We start from the raw sequence: 23,501 nt of genomic DNA on the forward strand, positions 1-23,501 counted from the left end.
GCCCTCTTACGGCGGTCCCCGGGATTTTGACGGAGGCCTTACGCCGGCTGCCCCGCAGCAGTGGGCAGGGGGCGTCGCGGCCGCCCCGGGACGGCGCCCGTCCCGGCACCCGGACGCGAGCAGCCCGCGGACCGGCCGGCCCTGACCGCGGTACGACAAAGACCGGACACATGACGTGACGCTGTGTCTCTCCCCCGGTCCGGTGACCGGCCGGAGAGCCCGCATGGCGAAGGCGCGGAGCAAACCGTGAGGACCTCGCCTTTTGCCGCGTGACGGGCATGCTCCCGGCGATCCCCTAACGGTTTCCTAGCGCGCGCCGAGCGTCCTGCTGTGGGCTTGTGCGTCACTCTCTGCTTACGCTGGTGCCGCCGTCCGTGTGATGGCCGAATTCACCGTTGAGCCGTACGCCAGGAGAGCACACCGATGGTCACCACCGGACATCCGCCGTCCAGCCGCCTGCGGACGTGGATGCTGGAGGGGCTGTCGGACATGGGCCGGCAGGGCGGCCGCACCGCGCCGCGCGCCGTACCCGAGCCCGCGCACAAGGGCCAGCGCTGGTGGCGGGTGATGTGCCTGACCGGTGTCGACTACTTCTCCACTCTCGGCTACCAGCCGGGCATCGCGGCCCTGGCCGCCGGTCTGCTGTCGCCGATCGCCACCGTCGTGCTGGTCGTGGTCACCCTGGCCGGCGCCCTGCCGGTCTACCGCCGGGTGGCGAAGGAGAGCCCGCACGGCGAGGGCTCCATCGCGATGCTGGAGCGGCTGCTGTCGTTCTGGCAGGGCAAGCTGTTCGTCCTGACCCTGCTGGGCTTCGCCGCCACCGACTTCCTGATCACCATCACGCTCTCGGCGGCGGACGCGTCGACCCACCTGGTGCAGAACCCGCACCTCACCGGCGCGCTGCACGGCCACCAGATGCTCATCACCCTCTTCCTGGTGGCCCTGCTCGGTGCGGTGTTCCTCAAGGGCTTCCTGGAGGCGATCGGCGTCGCGGTCGCCCTGGTCGGCGTCTACCTCGCGCTCAACATGGTCGTCGTGATCACCGGCCTGTGGCACGTGCTCACCGCCGCTCGCCTGGTCACCGACTGGACCGGTGCCCTGACCGCGCAGCACGGCAACATATTCGTCATGATCGGTCTGGCCCTGGTCATCTTCCCGAAGCTCGCCCTGGGTCTGTCCGGCTTCGAGACCGGCGTCGCCGTCATGCCGCACGTCCGGGGAGACGACAGCGACACCGAGGAGCACCCCGCGGGCCGCATCCGCGACACGAGGAAGCTGCTCACCACCGCCGCGCTGATCATGAGCGCCTTCCTGATCGCCACCAGTTTCATCACCACGGTGCTGATCCCGGAGAAGGAGTTCCAGGCGGGCGGCCAGGCCAACGGACGCGCACTCGCCTACCTCGCGCACGAATACCTCGGTGGCGCCTTCGGTACGGTCTACGACGTCTCCACGATCGCCATCCTGTGGTTCGCGGGCGCCTCCGCCATGGCCGGCCTGCTCAACCTGATGCCGCGCTACCTGCCCCGCTACGGCATGGCCCCGCACTGGGCGCGTGCCGTCCGCCCCATGGTCATCGTCTTCACCCTCGTCGCCTTCCTGGTCACCTGGATCTTCGACGCCAACGTCGACAAACAGGGCAGCGCCTACGCCACCGGCGTGCTGGTGCTGATCAGCTCCGCCGCCATCGCGGTGACCATCGCCGCGCGCAAGGCCGGACAGCACGGCTGGACCGTCGGGTTCGGCGTGATCTCCGTGGTGTTCCTCTACACGACCGTCGTCAACGTCCTCGAACGCCCGGACGGCGTCAAGATCGGTGCCTGCTTCATCGCGGGCATCATGCTGGTCTCGCTGCTGTCCAGGCTGGCCCGCGCCTTCGAGCTGCGCGTGACCGGCGTGACGCTCGACCCGCTGGCGGAGCGGTTCATCCGGGACATGGCCCACCGCCGTCTCCGCTTCATCGCCAACGAGCCCGGCCATCGCGACAAGGCCGAGTACCGCGACAAGATCGAGCAGATCCGGGCGGACAACGACATGCCGGAGCAGGACGACTTCGTCTTCGTCGAGGTCACGGTCACCGATCCGTCCGAATTCGAGGCGGGCCTGACCGTGCACGGCGAAGTGCTGCACGACCGCTACCGCGTGCTGACCCTGCACTCCGCCTCGATCCCGAACGCCCTCGCCGCTCTGCTCCTGCACGCCAGGGACATCACCGGCCGCATCCCGCACATCTACTTCGAGTGGACCGAGGGCAGCCCGTTCGCCAACTTCCTGCGCTTCTTCCTCTTCGGCCAGGGCGAGGTCGCCCCGGTCACCCGCGAGGTGCTGCGGGAAGCGGAACCGGACCCCACCCGCCGCCCTCGCGTCCACACCGGCTGAGGACCGGCTCCGGCGGAGGCGTCAGGATCCCGTCAGAATTCACCCTCACGATGCCAGGGCTCCGTAAGCGGCGGTCGCCGCGCCCGTCGCAGCCGCCTAGCGTCAGGGACATGCGTCGAAGCGGACCCGCAGGCCCCGTCGGCGACCGCCACTGGCGCGGCAGCGCCCGGCTCGCCGGGAGCTGTGCCCTGACGTTCTGCGGCCTGAGCCTCCTGGTGGACCGGTGCGCGGGAAGCCTGACGTTTCCCCGCGTTCTGCTCTGGGTGACCCTGTCGGTGGCGCTGGGCGCCGTCCTGCTCCCCCAGCGGGTGAGTGCGGGCCCCGGCTGGCTCGCCGCACGCACCCCCTGGCGCCGGTACATCGTCCGCACGGATGCCCTGGCCGCCGTACGGCAACGCGACGGCGTCTGCTCCCACCTGGTACTGCGGGACGTCCACGGTCACCGGCTGGAACTCGATCCCCGGATCCTGGCGGCCAACCCCCTGCTCTGGCACGAGTTCGACACGGGAGTCCGCCGCTCCCTGCGGCGCGGGACGCTGCGCACGGGCGCCGACCTCCTCGACCGGCTGGGCCACCGCATCGACGAGGAGTCGGCGCGGGCGGTGTTCCGGGCGTCGGGCCTTTCCACGGCAAGGACGAGCTGTACGCCACCGTCGCCGCCCACGGGCTGACCACTGGTGGCCGAGACCGCGCCCCGCACCGGCTACCGCCGCACTCGCCTGCGGTCGCCGATCAGCGGAACCACCTCCACACCTTGAGCACAAATTACCCACAACCCTCTCTTCATACCGGCCTCCATGGTCTAGATTGACCATGCTTCTCCTGATCGAAGACGAGGCGACCCGTAATGATCTAGGTCCGGCGCTGCGGAGGGCCAGCATTCGCGTGTCCCCGGCGCCAGACGTGGGGGTGATCAATTCTTGGAGCCCTGGAGGGCCTTGGGTGCGGGGAGCACCCGCGGTCTCGACGGGATCCCGTGCGCCCAGAGGGCCTGGCAGGACAGGCAAGTCCGCTGCCGCCAGGGTCAGTTGTCCAAGCAGCTCTGAGACAGCCGGGATTTCACGCAAGGGGAGGGCCGGGGGGCCTCCCAAGGGGAGGGACAGCGCGGCGTCGGGGGGCGGCGGCCTCCCGAGGCGAGGAACAGTGTTGGACGAACACGTCGAATCACTGGGGACCTGGGGGGGGGGTTCTGTGCGGCAAGGGGGACAAGTCAGCCCGTTTCCGCCCGCGCGCGGGCGTCTGGAGAACGGGGCGATCAGCCGGCCCGCGATCGACTGGGAACAGCGCTACCGCCATGCGGTGATCACCAGCGATACCGTGGCCACGGCTTCCGTGGTGACGGCGATCGGCAACTTCTTCGGGGCCCGGGACGCGGCCAACTGGCACGAGAAGTGGGGAATTCTCGCTTTCGGCACCGAACTGCTGGTGCTGGGGTCCCTCGCGGTGAGCCGGTCGTGGACTCCGGCCGTGCTCGGCCAGGGGGCCGAGGAATTCCGCCGGCTCGGCCGCTCTCTGTTCACGGCGACTGTCGTGCTCGCGCTCGGCGGGATCGCCCTCACCTCGCGCAACATCAAGCTCTGGATCTTCGTCGCGATCCCCGCGACAGCGCTCGTCACCATGGCCGCGCGGTATCTGCTCCGCCTGTGGCTCCACAAACAGCGCAAGGAAGGAAGATGCCTGAGGCCGGTGCTCGCCGCCGGGAGCCCGGACACCGTGCGCGACCTGATCGCCCGGACCCGCAAGTTCCCGCACCTCGGCTGGCGGGTGGACGCGGTGTGCACGCCGGACGGTCGCGGGGCCGACGACGACCAGCTGGACGGAGTGCCGGTCGTCGGCCGGCTGTCCGACGTCGCCAAGCACGTCCGCCACGACGGCTACCGCGTCGTCGCGGTCACGCCGGACGCGCACTGGTCACCGGACCGGCTGCGGCGGCTGGCCTGGAACCTCGAAGGCAGCGACGCCGAGATGGTCGTGGCCCCGGTGCTGATGGAGGTGGCCGGCCCGCGGCTGCATGTCGACGCGGTGCTCGGGATCCCGCTGCTGCGGGTCAGCATGCCGACCTTCAGCGGGGGCCGCCGGGCGATCAAGGAGGTCGTCGACCGGGTGGGCGCCGCGGTCCTGCTGGTGGTCTTCGCGCCGCTGATGGTGCTCGTCGCGCTGCTCGTGCTGGCGGACAGCCGGGGCGGGGCGTTCTACCGCCAGCGCAGGGTCGGCAAGGACGGCCGGGAGTTCACCATCCTCAAGTTCCGCACCATGGTCGTCGGGGCCCACGGGGCACGGGCGGAACTGGCCGGCCTCAACGAGGGCGCGGGCCTGCTGTTCAAGGTCCGCCGGGATCCGCGGGTGACCCGCGTGGGAGCGGTGTTGCGCCGGTACTCGCTCGACGAGCTCCCGCAGCTCTTCAACGTGCTCACCGGATCGATGTCACTCGTCGGACCGCGGCCTCCGCTGCCGGAGGAGTCCGCCGCGTACGGCCCGGACATCCGGCGGCGGCTGCTGGTCAAGCCCGGGCTCACCGGCCTGTGGCAGATCAGCGGACGCAGCGACCTGCCGTGGGACGAGGCGGTCCGCCTCGACCTGCGGTACGTCGAGGACTGGTCGCTCGCCCTGGACACGGTGATCTTGTGGAAGACGCTGCGTGCCGTGCTCCACGGGCAGGGGGCCTACTGATGCGCGCGGGTCGCCCGACCGGCGCGCGGACCGCAGGCCGCAGGGGCCTGCCTGGGGGGAGAGACGGAGCATGAGAGTCAGCGTTTTCGGGCTCGGCTACGTGGGCTGCGTATCAGCCGCCTGCCTGGCCAGCATGGGGCACGAGGTCATCGGGGTGGACGTCAACCCGGTGAAGGTCGACCTGGTCAACGACGGCAAGGCCCCGGTGGTCGAGGAGCGGATCGGCGAACTCATCGACGAGGTCGTGCGGACCGGAGCGCTGCGCGCCACCGGCGACGTCCGCGAGGCGATCATGGGCAGTGAGGTGTCGCTGGTCTGCGTGGGCACGCCCTCGGAGCCCAACGGCAGCCTGTGCACGACGTACTTGGAGCGGGTCACCGAGCAGATAGGCGCCGCGCTGGCCGAGCGGGGCGGGCGGGGCGGGCGGGGCGGGCGGCAGACCGTCGTGTTCCGCAGCACCATGCTTCCGGGCACCTGCCTGAACCTGCTGGTGCCGATCCTGGAGAAGAGCACCGGCGGCACGGCCGGGGTGGACTTCTCAGTCGCGGTCAACCCGGAGTTCCTGCGCGAGGGCACCAGCGTGCGGGACTTCTTCGACCCGCCCAAGACCGTGATCGGCGAGCTCGATCCGGCGAGCGGCGACGCGGTGGCGGCGCTGTACCAGGGCTTGCCCGGCGAGGTGTTCCGGGTGCCGGTCCAGACCGCCGAGGCGGTCAAGTACGCGGACAACGCGTTCCACGGCCTCAAGATCGGCTTCGCGAACGAGCTGGGCGCGGTGTGCCAGGCGCTCGGCGTGGACTCGCACCAGGTGATGGACGTGTTCCTGGCCGACCGCAAGCTGAACATCAGCCCCGCCTACCTGCGGCCCGGCTTCGCCTTCGGCGGCTCCTGCCTGCCCAAGGACCTGCGCAGCCTGGTCCACGCGGCGCAGCGGGCCGACGTCTCGGTGCCCATCCTCTCCCATGTGCTGGCCTCCAACGCCGACCACCTGCAGCGCGCGGTGGACATGGTCGAGCGCACCGGCAAGCGCCGGGTGGGCCTGTTCGGGCTGTCCTTCAAACCCGGCACCGACGACCTCCGCGAGAGCCCGCTCGTCGAACTGGCGGAGAGGCTCTTCGGCAAGGGGTACGACATCAAGATCTACGACGCCAATGTGAGCCTGTCCCGGCTGCTCGGCGCGAACCGCGAGTACATCGAGAACCGGCTGCCGCATCTCGCGCAGCTGCTCGCGGACTCCGTCGACGAGGTGCTCGAGCACGCCGAGGTGTGCCTGGTCGGGACCAGGGATCCGGCGGTGCTGTCGTCGCTGCCCCATGAGGACGGACCGCTGATCGTCGACCTCATCCGCCTTCCCGACGCCGAGGCGCGCCGGGCCGAACCGAGGTACATGGGCCTTGCCTGGTAACGCGACCAGCGGCGACGGGGCGGGCCGGCGCGCGCTGATCCTGGTGGAGAACCTGTCGGTGCCGTTCGACCGGCGGGTGTGGCAGGAGTGCACGACGCTGCGCGACGCGGGCTGGGAGGTGCACGTCATCTGCCCCCGGGGGGAGAAGCGGGACACGGAGCCGGAGGCGGTGATCGACGGGGTGCGGATCCACCGCTACCCGTTGCGCGCGGCGACCGGAGGGCCGGCCGGCTACCTGCGGGAATACGGATCGGCGTTGTGGCACACGGTCCGGCTGGCCCGCAAGGTCGGCCCGGTCGACGTGGTCCACGCCTGCAACCCGCCCGACCTGCTGTTCCTGCCGGCACTGTGGCTGAAGCGGCGCGGCGCGCGGTTCGTCTTCGACCAGCACGACCTGGTACCGGAGCTGTACCTCTCCCGGTTCGACCGCGGCGAAGACCTGCTCTACCGCGCGGTGTGCGCGCTGGAACGGCGGACCTACCGGGCCGCGGACATCGTGCTCGCCACGAACGAGAGCTACCGCGACGTCGCGCTGCGCCGTGGCGGCCGGCGGCCGGAGGACGTCTTCGTGGTGCGCAGCGCGCCCGCCGTCGACCGGTTCCGGCCGGTGCCGCCGGAGCCGGAGTTGAAGCGCGGCAAGCCTCATCTGCTGTGCTACCTCGGCGTCATGGGCCCGCAGGACGGCGTCGACTACGCCTTGCGGGCCCTGGCGAAGCTGCGCGACGAGCTCGGGCGGACCGACTGGCATGCGGTGTTCGTCGGCGCCGGCGACGCCTTCGACGCGATGGTGGAGCTGTCCCGGCGGCTCGGTCTCGGCGAGCAGGTGCAGTTCACCGGGCGCATCCCGGACGCCGACCTGGTGCGCTACCTGAGCACCGCGGACGTGTGCCTGTCTCCCGACCCGCGCAATCCGCTGAACGACGTGTCGACCATGAACAAGGTCCTGGAGTACATGGCGATGGGGCGGCCGATCGTCTCCTTCGACCTCCGGGAGGCGCGCGTCTCCGCCGGTGACGCCGCCGTCTACGCGCCCGCCAACGACGAGGCCGCGTTCGCCGGGCTCATCGCGCTGCTCCTCGACGATCCGGAGCAGCGGGCCCGGATGGGCAAGATCGGCCAGGAGCGGATCAGCGGCCCGCTGTCCTGGCGCAATTCGCAAGCGTCGCTGCTCGCCGCCTACGCCGCCGCCTGCCGGGACCATGCCCCGGTGTCGGCACGTGGGCCGGTCCGTACGGGGAAGAGGCCGCTTCATTGAACGACGACACGATCCGCCTGGTCACGATCGGACGGATTCTGGGCCGGCGGTGGCGGCTTCTCGCCGTACTCGCCGTGGTGGGTGCGCTCGTCGGCTACGGCACCTCGGTGCTGGTGTTTCCGCCGCGGTACACGGCATCGGCGTCGGTGCTGCTGCCGGGGCTGTGGGAGGAACGCGAACTGCTGACCCAGGTGGACATCGCGACCAGCTCGGCGGTGGTCGACCGCGCGGCCGCCACGCTCGGCTGGAAGGGCGTCAGCGGCGTCGAACTGCGGGACCGGGTGAGCGCCAAGGCCGCCGACGGGAACATCATCAAGATCTCGGGCACGGCCGACACCCCGGAGCGCGCGCAGCGGCTCTCCGACCAGATGGCCCAGCAGTTCGTCACCTTCGCCACGCGGATCACGAACGGCTCCACCGCCCCCGAAGCGGCCACCGGAACCGAGGCGCTGCGGAAGAAGGTGACGGAGACCAACCGCCGCATCACCGAACTGGCCGACGCGGCCGACCCGGGGCGGACCGTGGAGAGCGTGCAGGCCCGCACCGAGCTCGAGAAACTGCGCACCGCGCTGCAGGATGCGATGAAGAAGCTGGACGAGGCCGACCCGGCGACCGACAAGGCCGCCATGGTCGTCATGGGTCCGGCGGCCCGGCCGACGGGCGAGGCGCCGCCGACCAGGACGCAGCTCGTCGTCGCCGGGGCGCTGGTGTTCTTCCTGCTCGCGGTCATCGGCCATCTCGTCGCCGCACGGACGAGCCGCCGGCTGCGCGCCGAGCCGGAGATCGCCGCGGCGCTGGGCTCGGCGCTCCTCGGCACCGTCGACGTGCCTGGTGAACGGCGCGCGTACCGGCCGGAGAAGACTGGCACGCGGGCCCGGATCCGCCGGCTTCTCGGCACCGACACCCGGTGGGAGATGCCGGCCCCGCAGTGGTCCGGCGAGGCCGACAGGCAGATCCGCTACCGACGGGTGTGCGCCCGCCTCCGGGACAGGCTGCCGGCCCCCCGCCGGCTGCTGGTCGTCGTACCGGAAGGCGACGAGGTCGCCCGCCGGGCCGCCGGGCAACTCGTCGCCGAGGCCGGGAACGATCCGCTGCTGCGGGTGGCGGAGGTCTCGGTGGACCGGCCGATCGTGCCGGACCGCGAAACGGAGTCCGGCGCCCTGGTCGTCCTCAGCGCGGGCAGCCGGACCGCGGAAGAGCTCACCGGCATCGCCGGGGCGTGTGCGGACGGCGGGCACGAGGTCGTCGGCGTGGTCGTGGCCGGCACGGTCCGCATCCGTCCGACGCGGGCTGCCGGCCGTCCTTCGGACGAGGCCGCCATGGCGTTCGCGGGCCGCGGCCACGCGACGGGAGGTTCAGTGTGACGACGAGGACGACGAGTACGACTTCTCAGTCGCCGGCCGCCGCTCCGCTCATCGACCTGCAGGCGCTGGTGGTCGCGGTCCGCAGGCGCCGCCGTCTCTGGTGCGCCCTGGCGCTGGTCGGACTGCTGATCGGCGCGGCGGTGGCGGTCCTGCTGCCGCCGTCGCCGTCCGCGGTGGCCAAGGTGCTGGTCGCGCATCAGCAGGACCAGCCGAACGACACCGGAACGCTGATCCGCACCGACGTCCAGCTGCTTCAGACCACGCAGATCGCCGACCGGGCCCTGAGGTCCCTGAAGTCCCCGGAGAAGCCCGAGGACTTCATGAAGGAGTACCGGGGCACCGGACTGTCCAACAACGTGCTCCAGATCGACGTGACGGGTGACACCGACGCGGAAGCCGTGGCCCGGGCCGAGGCACTGGCCGAGGCGTTCGTCGCGGACCACGCGCAGCGGATACGGGACATCGCGGACGCCGAGGCCAAGGGCCTGCTCGACCAGCGGGACCGCCTGCAAAAGCAGCTCGCCGAGGTCAACAAGGAGATCGGCGGCCGGTCGGCGGACAGCGACCCGAAAGCGGCGGCGAGCCTCGAGTCGCTCTTCGCCCGCCGGGCCGACCTCACTTCGCGGATCGCCGACTTCGGCCAGCGCGCCGAGGAGGCACGCATCGGCGCGCCCCAGCTCATCGCCGGCACCCAGATCGTGGACGCCCCGCGCGCGGTGCGGCACTCCCTGCCCAAGGCCGCCGTCACCGACGCCGTGGTCGGGCTCGTCCTCGGGCTCTTCCTCGGGCTCGCGCTGGCCGCGGTCGGCGCGGTGGTCGCCGACCGCCCCGTGCTGCGCCGGGACATCGCGGCGAACCTCGGCGCCTCGGTCATCGCGGAGCTGCCCCGCCGGCCGGGCAGGCGCTGGCAGCGCCGACGGACCCGGTCGGCACGCGAACGGCTCACCACGACGCTGGCCCGCACCGTGCGCGGCTCCGCGGAAGCGGTGTCGCTGCTGGAACTGGGCTGTGCGCGCAGCACGAGCGCGATCGCCCTGGACCTCGCCCGGGCCCTGGCGGCGGAGGGGCCGCTGGTCGTCGTCGACGGTCTGCCCGGCCCGCAGCTCGCGGGCCGTCAGAAACCGGGAGACCCCACCGTGGTCAGCGGTGAACGTGCCGCGGCCGTATCGCCCCGGGAGCGCCGGATCGGCGTCGGCTCGGTGGCGCCCGGCACGGCGTGGACGGACCTGAGGTATCTCGGCACCCGGACCGTGCTCGTCGTACGGGCCGGGCACGGCAGCGCCGCATGGCTGCACACAGTGGCGCGGCAGCTCGCGGACCAGCGCATACCGGTGATCGGTGTGGTGCTGATCGACCCCGATCCGCGTGACCGGACCGACGGCACGCTGTGGGACGGGCTGGGCACCGCGCTGCGCGGCCGGAGCGAGCGGCCGGCCCGGCCGAACGGCGGGGGTGCCTCCCACGCCGTTCAGGCGGTGGGAGAGGGCCCTCGGCCCGCGGAGCGGCAGCCGATGTGGGCCGCACGGGTCCCGGACGACGACCAGGAGGTGCGGTAGGACATGTGTGGCATCGCGGGCACGTACCGATGGCCGGACGGAAAGGTCCTGACCGACCGCCTCACCGACACCCTCGCCCACCGCGGCCCGGACGGCGCGGGCCGCTACGGTCACCCCGTCGGGGACGGCGAAGTGCAGCTCGGGCACCGCCGGCTGTCCATCATCGACCTGTCGGAGACCGGCGCCCAGCCGATGGTCTCGGACGGCCTCGCCCTGACGTACAACGGCGAGCTGTACAACGCGCCCGAGCTGCGTGCCGAGCTGGCGGCCGCCGGGGTGCGCTTCCGCGGCACCTCCGACACCGAGGTACTCCTTCAGGCCTGGCGGCGCTGGGGCACGGACTGCCTGCCCCGGCTGCGCGGCATGTTCGCGTTCGGCGTCTTCGACGAGCGAACCGGTGACCTGGTGCTCGCCCGCGACCAGCTCGGCATCAAGCCGCTGTTCCTGCTCCGGCGCGGCGGGGGCCTGGTGTTCGCCTCCGAGCTCAAGGCACTCGCCGCCGCGACCGGCGGGACGCTGCGGGTGGACCACGCGGCGCTGGTGGCCTCACTGCTGTACTACTGGGTGCCGGACTCGCGGTGCGCGTTCCGCGAAGCGGAGAAGCTGCCGCCGGGGAGCTGGCTGAGGTGCCGGCCCGACGGCCGGGTGGAGCGCGGCCGGTTCTGGAACCTGAAGGACGTCGCCGCCGAGGGCCGGGAGCGGGCCCGCAGCGGCGAACAGCCGGACCTGGCCGCCATTGTCGAGGAGTCGACCCGGCGTCACCTGCTCTCCGACGTCCCCGTGGCGACGTTCCTCTCCGGCGGCCTCGACTCCAGTTACCTGACCGCGCTGGCGGCCCGCCGCCGGCCCGGGATCTCCGCCTACACGATCGGCTTCCGCGCCGAGGACGCCAGGTTCGAGGCGATGCCGGACGACCTGCGCTACGCCCGGCAGGTGGCCGAGCGGTTCGGCGTCGACCTGCACGAGATCGAGATCGCCCCGAACGTGCTCGACCTGCTGCCGCGGATGACGTACCACCTGGACGAGCCGATCGGCGACCCCGCCGCGATCAACACGTACCTGATCTGCTCGGCCGCCCGGGAGGCCGGGGTCAAGGTGATGCTCTCCGGGATGGGCGCCGACGAACTGTTCGCCGGGTACCGCAAGCACCTGGCCAACCTGCTCGCGCTGCGCTACCAGCGCGTCCCGCGGCCACTGCGCCGCGCGGTGTCCGGGGCCGTGGACCGGCTGCCGGTCGCCACGTCCCGCCGGGGGTACCGGTCGGTGCGCTTCGCCAAGCGGTTCCTCTCCTTCGCCGATCTGCCGGAGGAGACCGCGTTCCGGCGCAGCTACACCATGTACGACCGGGACGAGTTGCTCGCCCTTGTCGATCCGGACCTGGCCGGGACGGTCGACGAGGTGCTGACCGAACATGCGGACGTCTACCGGGACAACGACCTCGACGACTTCGTCAACCGCATGTGCCTGACCGACGCCCGGATGTTCCTGCCGGGCCTGAACCTCACGTACACGGACCGCTCCAGCATGGCCGCGTCGACCGAGGTGCGGGTGCCGTACGTGGACGTCGAGGTGGTCAAGGCGGCGTTCGCGGTGCCCGGCGACCGCAAGATCGTCGGACGGCAGGGCAAGGCCGTCCTCAAGGAGGCGGCCGCCTCGGTGCTGCCCCGGGAGATCGTCTACCGGCCCAAGGGCCTGTTCAGCGCGCCGCTGCGGGCCTGGATGAGCCGGGATCTGGCACCGCTGGTACGCGAGGTGGTGCACGACGGCGCGCTCGTCGGCTCCGGACTGCTGCGCCGCGACGCGCTCGCCCGCATGGTCGCCGAGGACGCCGCCGGGCAGCGGGACTTCTCCAAGCATCTGTGGCATGTGCTGACGCTCGAGTACTGGTACCGCGACGCGACGGCCGGGTCCGGCCGGGGTGCTCGCCCGGCGGCGTGAAGACGGCTTAGGAACAAGGGGACTTCGGGTGAAACAGGTTGTGCAGAACTACAAGAGCGGCGAGCTGGCGGTGCTCGACGTGCCGGTGCCGGGGTGCAAGCCGGGGGGTGTGCTGGTCCGTACCGCCTACTCGCTGATATCCACCGGGACCGAGCTCATGAAGGTGTCCGAGGCCGGCATGTCGATGCTGGGCAAGGCCCGCTCCCGGCCGGACCAGGTGGCCAAGGTCATGCAGAGCGTGGCCACCAACGGGGTGCCGGCCACCTACCGCAAGGTGATGGGCAAGCTGGACTCTTACACGCCGCTGGGCTACTCGCTGTGCGGGGTGGTCGAGCAGGTCGGCGCCGGGATCGACGACGTGAAGGCCGGCGACCTGGTGGCCTGCGCCGGCAACGAGCACGCGCTGCACGCCGAGTTCAACTGGGTGCCGAAGAACCTCTACGTCCCGGTGCCGGACGGCCTCGCGCCGCGGCACGCCGCCTTCGGCACGGTCGGGTCGATCGCGTTGCAGGGCGTCCGCCAAGGCGAGCCGCAGCTCGGCGAGGTGGCCCTGGTCATCGGCCTCGGCCTGATCGGGCAGCTCGTGGTCCAGCTCCTCACGGCCTCGGGGGTCCGCGTCGTCGGGGTCGACCCCGACCCGGCGCGCTGCGAGCTCGCCGAGCGGCTGGGCGCCGCGGCCTGCGGCGACCCCGCGTCCGCGGCCGTGGAGGCCGCCGTCGCCGAACTCACCGACGGTCACGGCGTGGACCAGGTGTACCTGGCCGCCGGCGGCGGCAGCAACCAGCCCGTCGAGCTGGCCGCCCGGCTGAGCCGGGACCGCGGCCGGGTCGTCGACATCGGCAAGTGCCGCCTGGACCTGCCGTGGAACGCGTACTACGAGAAGGAGCTCGACGTCCGGTTCTCCCGCAGTTACGGCCCCGGGCGCTACGACCCGGAGTACGAGCTCGAGGGCCGGGACTACCCGATCGGCTACGTGCGCTGGACCGAGCGCCGCAACCTGGCGTGCTTCCTCGACCTCGCCGCCCGGGGCAGGATCGACGTGGAGCCCCTGGTCTCCCACGTCGCCGACTTCGCTGACGCGGCCGAGACGTACCGGCGCCTGAAGGACGGCGACCTGAAGGCCGTGACCGTGCTGTTCCGGTACCCCGAACCCGCGGGGGAAGCGGAGGATGCCGGGGCCCCGGCGGTGGCCGTGCCCGCGGTGAAGCGCCCCGGCGACGGAGTGTCCACGCCGGCCCGGGCCGCCGGGACGCCGGTGCGCCTCGCGTTCGTCGGCGCGGGGAACTACGCGACCTCGATGCTGCTGCCGCACCTGGCACAGCGCGACGGCGTCGAGCTGTCGGCGGTCGTCACCACGACGGCGCTGTCCGCGGCCAACGCGCAGCGGAAGTTCGGCTTCGCCGAGGCGACCACCGATCTCGACGCCGTGCTCGGCGACGAGTCCATCGACGCGGTGTTCGTGGTCACCCGGCACAGCTCGCACGCCGAACTGACCCGGAAGGCACTGCTGGCGGGCAAGTCCGTGTTCGTGGAGAAGCCCCTGGCCCTCACCGAGGACGAGCTGGCCGGCGTACTCGCGGCGGTGGAGGAGTCCGGCAACGACCGGCTGCAGGTGGGCTTCAACCGCCGGTTCGCGCCGCTGCTGCAGGAGGCCAGGAAGCGGTTCGGCGCCCGGACCGGTCCGGCGAGCCTGCGCTACCTGGTCAACGCGGGCCGGCTGCAGCACGGCAGCTGGTACCTCCGGCAGGGAACCGAGGGCTCGCGGTTCGCCGGCGAGGGCGGCCACTTCATCGACACGGCGAGCTGGCTGCTGGACGCCGACCCGGTCTCGGTGTACGCGGCCGCCACGTCCGGCAACGAGGACCTGCAGGTCGTCCTGCGCTACCCGGACGGATCCACCGCCACCATCAGCTACGTCACCACCGGCGCGCCCGGCTTCCCCAAGGAGACGCTGGACCTGGTCGCGGACGGCAAGGTGCTGCGGCTCGACGACTTCGTCCGCGCCTCGGTCCACGGGCGCAAGCGGTGGGTCAGTTCGCGGCTGCCCAAGGCCCGGGACAAGGGCCAGTCCGCCGAGCTGGCCGCTTTCATCAAGGCCGTGCGGACCGGCGGGCCGATGCCGGTGCCGCTGGAGTCGCTGGTCGCCACCACCTCGGCCACCCTCGCCGTGCGGACCGGCCTGGCCGGCGGTGCGCCGGTGACGTTGGCGAGGGCGCGATGACCATGAGCGCAGGCTGGTACCTGCGGCGGCTGTCCCGGATGGAGCCGCGGGAGGTCGGCGGCCGGGTGGGCGACGCGGTGCGCAGGCGGCGGTGGCGGTCGGCGCGGCCGGACTGCCCGAGCGTGACCGGCGCCCGGTTCACCGCGGTCCTGCCCGCGGGGACGATGGCCGCGGTGCCTCCGGACGCCGCGAAACGGCTCGTCGCCGAGGCGGACCGGCTGATGTACGGGCACGCCGAGTACTTCGGGGTGGTCCGCGAGGACCTGGCCGACCCGGACTGGTCGTGGGACCCGAAGACCGGGCGCCGGGCCCCGTCGGGTTACGCCTTCGACGTGCCGTACCGGAACGAGGACGCGGTCGGGGACATCAAGCAGATCTGGGAACTGTCCCGGCACCAGTACCTCACCGTGCTCGCCGCCGCCTACGCGGTCACCGGGGACGAGCGGTACGCCGAGCGCGTGGCCGAGCACCTGCGGTCGTGGTGGGCGGCCAACCCGCCGCTGCGCGGCGTGCACTGGATCAGCGGTATCGAGCTGGGCATCCGGCTGCTGTCCTGGGTGTGGATCCGCCGGCTGCTGGACGGCTGGCCGGGCGCGGCCGGGCTGTTCGAGGGCAACCCGGTGGCGCTGGACCAGATCTGGCACCACCAGCGCTGGCTGGCCGCCTTCCCCAGCCGGGGGTCTTCGGCGAACAACCACGTCGTCGCCGAGGCCGCCGGGCAGTTCGCCGCGGCCTGCGCGTTCGGGTGGTTCCCCACCTCGGCACGCTGGCGAGCCGACGCACTGCGGTCGCTGGAACGGCAGCTGCGCGCCAACACCTTCGGCTCCGGCCTCAACCGCGAGCTGGCCACCGAGTACCACGGACTCGTTCTGGAACTCGGCCTGGCCGCGGTGGCCGAGGCGGACGCCGCCGGCGTGCCGGTCCCCGCGTCGGTCCGGCTGGTGCTGCTGCGGATGACCGACGCGCTCGCCGCCGTCGTGGACAGCCGGCTGCGGCCGCCGCGCCAGGGGGACGCGGACGACGGGCACGGTCTGGTCGTGGACGGCGCGGGCACCGACCGCTGGGCCTCGCTGCTGGCCACCGGCGACGCCGTGTTCGGCCGGCTCGCCTGGTGGCCGGCGGTGACCGGCACCGATGTGCGCACTCCGCTGCTGGCCGCGCTCATCGAACCCACTGCACTGTCTGTGAGCCGCCCGACCGGCCGACCGGCGCACTTCGCCGACGCGGGCATGACGATCCTGCGCGGCCCTGGCGAGATCTGGTGCCGCTGCGACGGCGGTCCGCACGGCTTCCTGTCCATCGCCGCGCACGCCCACGCGGACGCGCTGTCCGTGGAGGTCCGGCACGACGGGGTCGACGTGCTCGCCGACCCGGGGACGTTCTGCTACCACGGGCAGCCCGAGTGGCGGCGGTACTTCCGGTCGACCCTCGGCCACAACACCCTGCAACTGGACGGCGGTGACCAGTCCGTCTCCGGCGGCCCGTTCCTGTGGACCCGGCATGCCCGCAGCCGCGTCCTGGCCGCGGACGCGTCCGGCGAGGGGGTGGCCCGCTGGTGTGCCGAGCACGACGGCTACCAGGGCTCCGTGCACCGCCGCCGGGTGGAGCTGACGGCCGCGAGCCGGGAGCTGCGGGTGGTCGACGAGGTGCGCGGCCCGCGCCGGGCCGCGCACCTGGCGTTCCACCTCGGACCGGCGATCGCCGCGGACCTGGCGGGGCACCGGGCGGTGCTCACCTGGACCCGGGACGGTGAGGGACGTTCCGCGGAGCTGGAGCTGCCCGGGCAGCTGTCCTGGCGGGCGCACCGCGGCGAGACCGACCCGCCGCTGGGCTGGTACTCCGCCGGATTCGGGCGCAAGGAACCCGCCACGACCCTGGTCGGCACCGGATTCACCGACGGCGCGGACGGGTTCACCACCGTGCTCAGGTTCCGCGGCTAGGGGGGGCGCGTGGGGTTCAAGAGGCGGCACTGGGCGTCGGCGGCGGCACCGCTGGCGCTGGCCCTGCTGGCGACCGGCTGTGTCGGCTCGTCGAGTTCCGGGGCGGAGCCGAAGGCCGCGCCGTCCACGTCCGCGGCCCCGCCCGCTCCACGGGTGTGCGCCAAGCCCGGGGCCGGGCCGGCGAAGGCGCCGGCGGGCGCGGTGACGGTCGACCCCGCGGTGGTCGGTGACCTGGCGGCGAAGACCAAGAGCAGCCCCCCGCACACCACGTTCTGGCTCCGGCCGGGCAGGCACAGGCTCTCCCCGGACCGGTACGCCCAGGTCATCCCCAAGGAAGGGGACCGCTACCTCGGTGCGCCGGGCGCGGTGCTCGACGGCCGCAGGAAGAACCAGTACGCGTTCGGCGGCCGTGCCCGCGACGTCACCATCCGCTACCTGACCGTGGAACGTTTCGTGGCGCCGCTGAACGAGGGCGTGGTCAACCATGACTCGGCCGACGGATGGGTGATCGAGCACGCGACGGTCCAGAACAACTCCGGCGCCGGGCTGATGGCCGGTGCCCGCCAGCAGGTCCGCGCCAACTGCCTGCGCGGCAACGGCCAGTACGGCATGAACGCGTACAAGGCCGACGGCCGTATCAGCGGCCTGGTGGTCGAGGGCAACGAGATCGTGGGCAACAACACCGACGACTGGGAGCGGCGGCGCAAGGGCTGCGGCTGCACCGGAGGCATCAAGTTCTGGGCCGTCAACGGCGCCGACGTGCGCGGCAACTGGGTGCACGACAACCACGGAACCGGGTTGTGGGCGGACACCAACAACAACGACTTCCTCATAGAGGACAACGTGCTCGAGGCCAACGACGGTGCCGCGCTGATCTACGAGATCAGCTACAACGCGGTCATCCGGAACAACACGATCCGGCGGAACAACTGGGTCGAGGGGCGCAAGGCGGCCGAGAGCGGCGACAACTTCCCGTTCGCGACCGTCTACCTGTCCGAGTCCGGCGGCGAACCACGGATCCGGGCCCGCACCGGCAAGATCGAGATCTACCGGAACGTGCTGCAGGACAACTGGTCCGGGATCACCCTGTGGGAGAACGCCGACCGATTCTGCAACAGCCCCGCCAACACCTCGTCCGGTCAGTGCACCTTGCTGGTCCGGGACACCAAGCGCTGTGCCAGGCCGGCGATCGCCGAGGCGCCGCTCTACGCCGACTGCCGGTGGAAGACACAGCGGGTGGACATCCACGACAACCGCTTCGTGCTGGACGAGTCCGTCGTCAAGTGCACGGAGAAGTGCGACCGGATGGCTCTCCTCGCCAACTACGGAACCTACCCGGACTGGTCCCCGTACAAGGGCGAGCGGGTGGCCGACGCGATCACCACCGGGCAGCACAACCGCTGGCACGACAACGTCTACATCGGGCCGTGGAAATTCGTGGCCCAGGACACGAGCCGGGTGCTCGACTTCCTGGAGTGGCAGGGCACGCCGTACCGGCAGGACGCGGGCAGCACCCTCGACCCCGTGGCCGGTGGTTGAGATGGGCGGAGAACAGAAGCCGGCCGGGCTGCCGGGCGGACCCGACACGGCGGGAACGCGGCCCGGCGCCGTGTCGCGCCCCGTCGGCACCCCGCGGATCGTCGGCATCGTCTGGGGGCTGCTCGTCCTCAACACGCTCGGCTCCGCCGGGGCGAAGACCATCGTCCCGCTGCCCCGCTCCCTCATCCAGATGGTCACCATGGGCGCGCTGGTCGCCGCGTTCACGCTGGCGCTCACGGTCAATCTCCGGCTGCGCGTCCGAGCGAGCGCCTACCTGTTCCTGCTCACCGTGCTGCTGGTGATGAGCGTGATCTCCAGCGCGAACCTGGAGTCCGGGTTCGGCGCGCTGTTCCGGTGCTTCCGGCTGGCTCTCTTCGTCGGCACGCTGTGGCTGCTCAGCCGTTGGTGGGACGGCAGCATGACGTTCGTCCGGCACCACATCCGGATGTACTTCGCGGTGCTCGGATCGGTGGCCGCCGGCCTGGCCGTCTCGCCGGGCGCGGCCCTGCCCGACCTCTACGGCGGACGCCTCGTCGGCGCGTTGTGGCCGCTCACCCCGCCGCAGATCGGGCAGTACGCCGCGGTGATCATCGGGCTCACCGTGCTGCTCCTGCTGGGGCGCAGGACCGACAGGGCGAGCGCGGCCGTGGTCATCGTGCCGTCACTCGTCCTGCTCGCGCTGACCCATACCCGGACGGCCACGCTCGGCCTGCTCCTCGGGCTGGCGCTGGCGATCGGCTCGCTCATCCTGACCAGCGCCGCGGCCCGCCGGTTCTTCACCTGGGCGGTGCTGTGCGCCGTGGTGGCCGCGGTGGGGTTCGCCTCCGCGCTGCAGTCGTGGTTCCTGCGCGGGCAGAGCAAGGAGAACTTCTCCAGTCTCACCGGCCGGGCCAAGGTCTGGGACGCCCTGCTGGCCGCGCCCCGGTCGGCCTCGGAGCAGTGGTTCGGCGTGGGCCTGGGCGACAAGTCGTTCGGCGGGCTGCCGATCGACAACAGCTGGCTGGCCGTCTACAACGAACAGGGTCTGATCGGCGTCACCCTCGTCGCGGCGTTCCTCGTCGTGCTGGGCGGCGTCGCGCTGCTGCGGCCACCGTCGCTGCGGAGGGCCTGCGCGATCTTCCTGATCAGCTACTGCGCGATCGCGTCGTACACCGAGGCCGGTCTCGGCGACGCCTCGCCGTACCTGCTGCATCTGGCCCTGGCCGCCTCGCTGCTCGCGGCACCCGCCGAGGCCGCTCCCCCCTCGACCCCCGAAGTCCCACGACGACGTATCCCGCGCTGGGCCCGCGGATCGGAGGTGGCGTGAGCATGCACGTCCTGGTGGTGCACAACCGCTACGCGTCGGCACAGCCGAGCGGGGAGAACAAGGTCGTCGACCAGGAGGTGGAGCTGCTGCGCGCGGGCGGCCACCGGGTCGGGGTGTTCGAGCGGCGCAGCGACGACATCGCCGCCCGCTCCCTCCTCGGCAAGGCCGCGCTGCCGCTCCTGGTGCCGTGGAACCCGGCGGTGCGCGCGGAGCTCACCGCCCGGCTGCGCGCCGAGCGGCCGGACGTGGTGCACGTGCACAACGTCTTCCCGCTGCTGTCGCCCGCGGTGCTGGCCGCCTGCGCCGACGCCGATGTGCCCGCCGTCGCGACGCTGCACAACTACACCCAGGTCTGCCCTCCCGGCACGCTGCAGCGCGACGGCCGGCCCTGCACCGAGTGCGTCGGATCGGCGCCGCTGCCCGCCGTCCGGCACGGCTGCTACCGCGGCTCCCGCCTCGCGACGGTGCCGCTCGCGGTCAGCCTGTCGGTCAACCGGCGGCGGTGGTGGTCCGGCGTGGAGCGGTTGCTGTGCATCTCCGCGGCGCAGCGCGACGTCCTGGTGCGGTCCGGCATGCCGGCCGAGCGGCTGGCGGTGAAGCACAACTTCGTTCCCGACCCGGGCACCTGCCGAGTGGGCGACGGAGAGCATCTGCTGTATCTCGGCCGGCTCGCGGAGGCCAAGGGCGTGCGGCTGCTCATGGCCGCCTGGGACGAGATCGCGGCGAGCGGCGGTGTGGGCGTCCCGCTCGTGATCGCCGGCGCGGGGCCGCTGGAGCCGGAGGTGACCGCCTGGGCGGCGGGCCGCGACGACGTGTGCTACGTCGGCCTGTTGGACACGGCGGAGTGCCGGAAGGCCATCGCGCGATCGGTCGCCGTGGTGGCTCCCTCGACGTGGCTGGAGGCGTTCGGCCTGGTGGTGGTGGAGGCGATGGCGGCCGGGGTCCCGACCGTCGCCGCCGGTCACGGCGCCTTCGTCGAACTCGTCGAGGACGGGGTGACCGGGCTGCTGCACCAGCCGGGCGACCCCGCCTCGCTCGCGTCCCGCATACGCCGGATCGCGGCCGAACCGGCCCGCAACCGGGAGATGGGCCAGGCGGCCCGGCGCCGTTACGAGCGGGGCTTCAGCCCCGCCGTCGGTCTCGAGCGCCTGGTGGAGGAGTACCGCACCGCGATCGCGGGTCGGTCAGCACTGGCTCGCGGCGGGGACACCCGCGCGAGCAGGGGGGATGGGGACAGCAGATGACACGATGCCGACTCTGCGGCTCGGAAGCGATGGCGAGCGTCGTCGACCTGGGGGCGACGCCACCGTGCGAAAGCTTCCTCGCCGCGGACCAATTGGACCAGCCGGAGCCGGCGTACCCGCTGCACCTGCGGGTCTGCACCGACTGCTGGCTCGCGCAGATCCCTCCGCTGATCACGCCGGAGGAGACGTTCAAGGAGTACGCGTACTTCTCCTCGTACTCGACCTCCTGGGTGGAGCACGCGCGCACGTTCGTCGCCGACGCCGTACAGCGCCTTGACCTCGGTCCCGATTCCTTCGTGGTCGAGGTCGCGAGCAACGACGGGTACCTGCTCAGGCACGTGGTGGACCGGGGGATCCGCTGCCTGGGCATCGAACCGTCGGTGAACGTCGGTGCCGCGGCGCGGGACGCCGGTGTGCCCACGCTCACGGAGTTCCTGAGCCCCGACACCGGCGCGGCGGTCCGCGCGGAGCACGGCCCGGCGAACCTGGTCGTGGCCAACAACGTGTACGCGCACATCCCCGACGTGGTCGGGTTCACCCGCGGGCTGCGCGCCCTGGTCGCCGACGACGGCTGGGTCTCCATCGAGGTGCAGCACCTGCTGACCCTGATCGAGGAGAACCAGTACGACACGATCTACCACGAGCACTTCCAGTACTACACGGTCGCGTCCGCGACCCGGGCCCTGGCGAGCGGCGGACTCACGCTCGTGGACGTCGAGCTGCTGCCCACGCACGGCGGCTCCGTCCGGCTGTGGGCCCGGCCGGACGAGGTGGCCGGCGAGCCGAGCCGGCGGGTGGCCGACGTCCTCGACCGGGAGAAGGCCGCCGGGCTGCGGGAGCTGTCCGGGTACACCGAGTTCTCCGCCCGGGTGGCCAAGGTGCGCCGGGATCTGCTGCGGTTCCTCATCGAGGCGGCCGAGCGCGGCGAGACGGTCGTGGGCTACGGCGCCCCGGGCAAGGGCAACACCCTGCTCAACCACTGCGGGATCCGGCCCGACCTGCTCCCGTACACGGTCGACCGGAACCCGTACAAGCACGGCAGGTTCACCCCGGGCACCCGCATCCCCATTCTGCCGCCCGAGCGGATAGCCGCCGACCAGCCGGACTACGTCCTCGTCCTGCCCTGGAACCTGCGGGCCGAGCTGGTCGAGCAGTTGTCCTTCGTGCACGGCTGGGGCGGCCGGCTGGTCTTTCCCATCCCGGAACTGAGCATTGTCGAGGTGGAGTCATGAAGGTCGTCCTGTTCTGCGGCGGTTACGGGATGCGGATGCGCAACGGAGCCTCCGACGACGTGCCCAAGCCGATGGCGATGGTCGGGCCGCGACCGCTGATCTGGCACGTCATGCGCTATTACGCGTACTTCGGGCACAAGGAGTTCATCCTGTGTCTCGGCTACGGGGCTCACCACATCAAGAACTTCTTCCTCAACTACGAGGAGACGACGTCCAACGACTTCGTGCTGCGCGGCGGGCGGACCGAGCTGCTGTCCACCGACATCGCCGACTGGACGATCACGTTCGCGCAGACCGGCATCGAGTCGCCGATCGGGGAGCGGCTGCGCCGGGTGCGCCACCACCTGGACGGCGACGAGATGTTCCTCGCCAACTACGCCGACGTGCTCACCGACGCCCCGCTGGACGAGATGATCGACCGGTTCGCGGCGCGCGACGCCGGCGCGTCGATGATGGTGGTGCCGCCGCAGTCCTCGTTCCACTGCGTGGAGCTGGGCGAGAACGGCCTGGTGGGTGGCATCACCGCGGTGAGCGACCTGCCGCTGTGGGAGAACGGCGGCTACTTCGTGCTCCGGCAGGAGGTCTTCGACCACATACCGGAGAACGGGGACCTGGTCGCCGACGGATGCGCCCAGCTGGCCAAGCGCGGCCGGCTGGTGGCGCACCAGCACCGCGGCTTCTGGAAGCCGACCGACACCGTGAAGGAGCGGGCGGCGCTCGATGACGCCTACACCCGGGGCGACCGTCCGTGGGCCGTGTGGGAACGGGACGGCGCGGGGGCGGACGCCGGGGTGAGGACCGCGTGATCCGGCTCAGCGCCGGGCGCCCGGAACGGATCGTCGCGGTGGGCGCGCACTGCGACGACATCGCCATCGGCGCCGGCGGCACGCTGCTGACGCTGTGCGGCGCGCGGCCGGGCATCCGCGTCGACGCGCTGGTGCTCTCCGGCGGCGGCACCGACCGGGAGCAGGAGGAGCGGGCCGCGCTCGCCGCCTTCTGCCCGGGCGCCGACCTGCGGCTGACCGTGCACAAGCTGCCGGACGGCCGGTTCCCGGCCCACTGGGAGGAGGCCAAGTCCGCGGTCGAGGAGCTGCGTGCGCAGACCGACCCGGACCTCATCCTCGCCCCGCGCACGGACGACGCGCACCAGGATCACCGCGGACTGGCGCGGCTGCTGCCCACCGCGTTCCGCGACCACCTCGTGCTCGGCTACGAGATCGTCAAGTGGGACGGCGATCTCGGCCGTCCGACGGTGTACCAGCCGCTGTCGCCGGAGACCGCCGAACAGAAGGTGCGGCTGCTGCAGGACCACTACCCCTCGCAGCGGCACCGGCCCTGGTACGACCGGGAGGCATTCCTCGGCCTTGCCCGGATCCGCGGCATCGAATGCCACGCCCGCTACGCCGAGGCGTTCGCCGTCACCAAACTCACGCTCGATCTGGGGGACTGAAC

At 72.1% G+C, this 23,501-nt stretch carries 16 protein-coding genes; all 16 read left to right on the forward strand.

Annotation, left to right across the window (positions count from 1 at the left end; genetic code table 11):
- Positions 1-423: 423 nt before the first annotated feature.
- The 16 genes from ACH4ZX_RS04190 (at position 424) to ACH4ZX_RS04265 (ending at position 23,499) form a co-directional block, all read left to right on the forward strand.
- A complete protein-coding gene (locus ACH4ZX_RS04190; protein ID WP_398267176.1) occupies positions 424-2,379 on the forward strand; it encodes an amino acid transporter in 1,956 nt (651 codons plus the stop codon).
- 110 nt (positions 2,380-2,489) lie between these two features.
- Complete coding sequence (locus ACH4ZX_RS04195; RefSeq protein ID WP_398267179.1) at positions 2,490-3,050, forward strand: hypothetical protein; 561 nt, start codon at positions 2,490-2,492, stop codon at positions 3,048-3,050.
- Positions 3,051-3,570: 520 nt separating this feature from the next.
- Positions 3,571-5,049 carry a sugar transferase gene (locus tag ACH4ZX_RS04200; protein WP_398267182.1) on the forward strand — a complete coding sequence of 493 codons (1,479 nt, stop codon included), beginning with the start codon at positions 3,571-3,573 and terminating at the stop codon, positions 5,047-5,049.
- Between the two features lie 70 nt (positions 5,050-5,119).
- Complete coding sequence (locus ACH4ZX_RS04205) at positions 5,120-6,454, forward strand: nucleotide sugar dehydrogenase (protein WP_398267184.1); 1,335 nt, start codon at positions 5,120-5,122, stop codon at positions 6,452-6,454.
- Positions 6,444-7,709: a glycosyltransferase family 4 protein gene (locus tag ACH4ZX_RS04210; protein WP_398267187.1), complete on the forward strand. Its 1,266-nt coding sequence runs from the start codon at positions 6,444-6,446 to the stop codon at positions 7,707-7,709. The genes ACH4ZX_RS04205 and ACH4ZX_RS04210 overlap by 11 nt, the downstream gene beginning before the upstream one ends.
- Entirely contained in the window at positions 7,706-9,073 is a 1,368-nt protein-coding gene (locus tag ACH4ZX_RS04215; RefSeq protein WP_398267190.1) for a Wzz/FepE/Etk N-terminal domain-containing protein, read from the forward strand. Before ACH4ZX_RS04210 ends, ACH4ZX_RS04215 begins: the two co-directional genes overlap by 4 nt.
- Positions 9,070-10,629, forward strand: coding sequence for a Wzz/FepE/Etk N-terminal domain-containing protein (locus tag ACH4ZX_RS04220; protein ID WP_398267193.1), 1,560 nt, complete (start codon positions 9,070-9,072; stop codon positions 10,627-10,629). Before ACH4ZX_RS04215 ends, ACH4ZX_RS04220 begins: the two co-directional genes overlap by 4 nt.
- A 3-nt stretch (positions 10,630-10,632) precedes the next feature.
- Positions 10,633-12,567 carry an asparagine synthase (glutamine-hydrolyzing) gene (gene asnB, locus ACH4ZX_RS04225; RefSeq protein ID WP_398267196.1) on the forward strand — a complete coding sequence of 645 codons (1,935 nt, stop codon included), beginning with the start codon at positions 10,633-10,635 and terminating at the stop codon, positions 12,565-12,567.
- Positions 12,568-12,595: 28 nt separating this feature from the next.
- Positions 12,596-14,788 carry a bi-domain-containing oxidoreductase gene (locus ACH4ZX_RS04230; protein ID WP_398267198.1) on the forward strand — a complete coding sequence of 731 codons (2,193 nt, stop codon included), beginning with the start codon at positions 12,596-12,598 and terminating at the stop codon, positions 14,786-14,788.
- A complete protein-coding gene (locus tag ACH4ZX_RS04235) occupies positions 14,785-16,728 on the forward strand; it encodes an alginate lyase family protein (protein WP_398267201.1) in 1,944 nt (647 codons plus the stop codon). Before ACH4ZX_RS04230 ends, ACH4ZX_RS04235 begins: the two co-directional genes overlap by 4 nt.
- Before the next feature lie 9 nt (positions 16,729-16,737).
- On the forward strand, positions 16,738-18,267 hold the full coding sequence (locus ACH4ZX_RS04240; RefSeq protein WP_398267204.1) for a right-handed parallel beta-helix repeat-containing protein: 1,530 nt from the start codon (positions 16,738-16,740) through the stop codon (positions 18,265-18,267).
- 1 nt (position 18,268) lies between these two features.
- Entirely contained in the window at positions 18,269-19,573 is a 1,305-nt protein-coding gene (locus ACH4ZX_RS04245) for an O-antigen ligase domain-containing protein (RefSeq protein ID WP_398267207.1), read from the forward strand.
- A gap of 2 nt (positions 19,574-19,575) precedes the next feature.
- A complete protein-coding gene (locus tag ACH4ZX_RS04250; RefSeq protein ID WP_398267644.1) occupies positions 19,576-20,817 on the forward strand; it encodes a glycosyltransferase in 1,242 nt (413 codons plus the stop codon).
- Positions 20,814-22,049, forward strand: coding sequence for a class I SAM-dependent methyltransferase (locus tag ACH4ZX_RS04255; protein ID WP_398267210.1), 1,236 nt, complete (start codon positions 20,814-20,816; stop codon positions 22,047-22,049). The genes ACH4ZX_RS04250 and ACH4ZX_RS04255 overlap by 4 nt, the downstream gene beginning before the upstream one ends.
- Positions 22,046-22,855: a glucose-1-phosphate cytidylyltransferase gene (locus ACH4ZX_RS04260; protein WP_398267213.1), complete on the forward strand. Its 810-nt coding sequence runs from the start codon at positions 22,046-22,048 to the stop codon at positions 22,853-22,855. Before ACH4ZX_RS04255 ends, ACH4ZX_RS04260 begins: the two co-directional genes overlap by 4 nt.
- A complete protein-coding gene (locus ACH4ZX_RS04265) occupies positions 22,852-23,499 on the forward strand; it encodes a PIG-L deacetylase family protein (RefSeq protein ID WP_398267215.1) in 648 nt (215 codons plus the stop codon). The genes ACH4ZX_RS04260 and ACH4ZX_RS04265 overlap by 4 nt, the downstream gene beginning before the upstream one ends.
- Positions 23,500-23,501 lie beyond the last annotated feature (2 nt).

This window comes from Streptomyces sp. NPDC020490, assembly GCF_044335305.1.
Classification (GTDB): Bacteria; Actinomycetota; Actinomycetes; order Streptomycetales; family Streptomycetaceae; genus Streptomyces.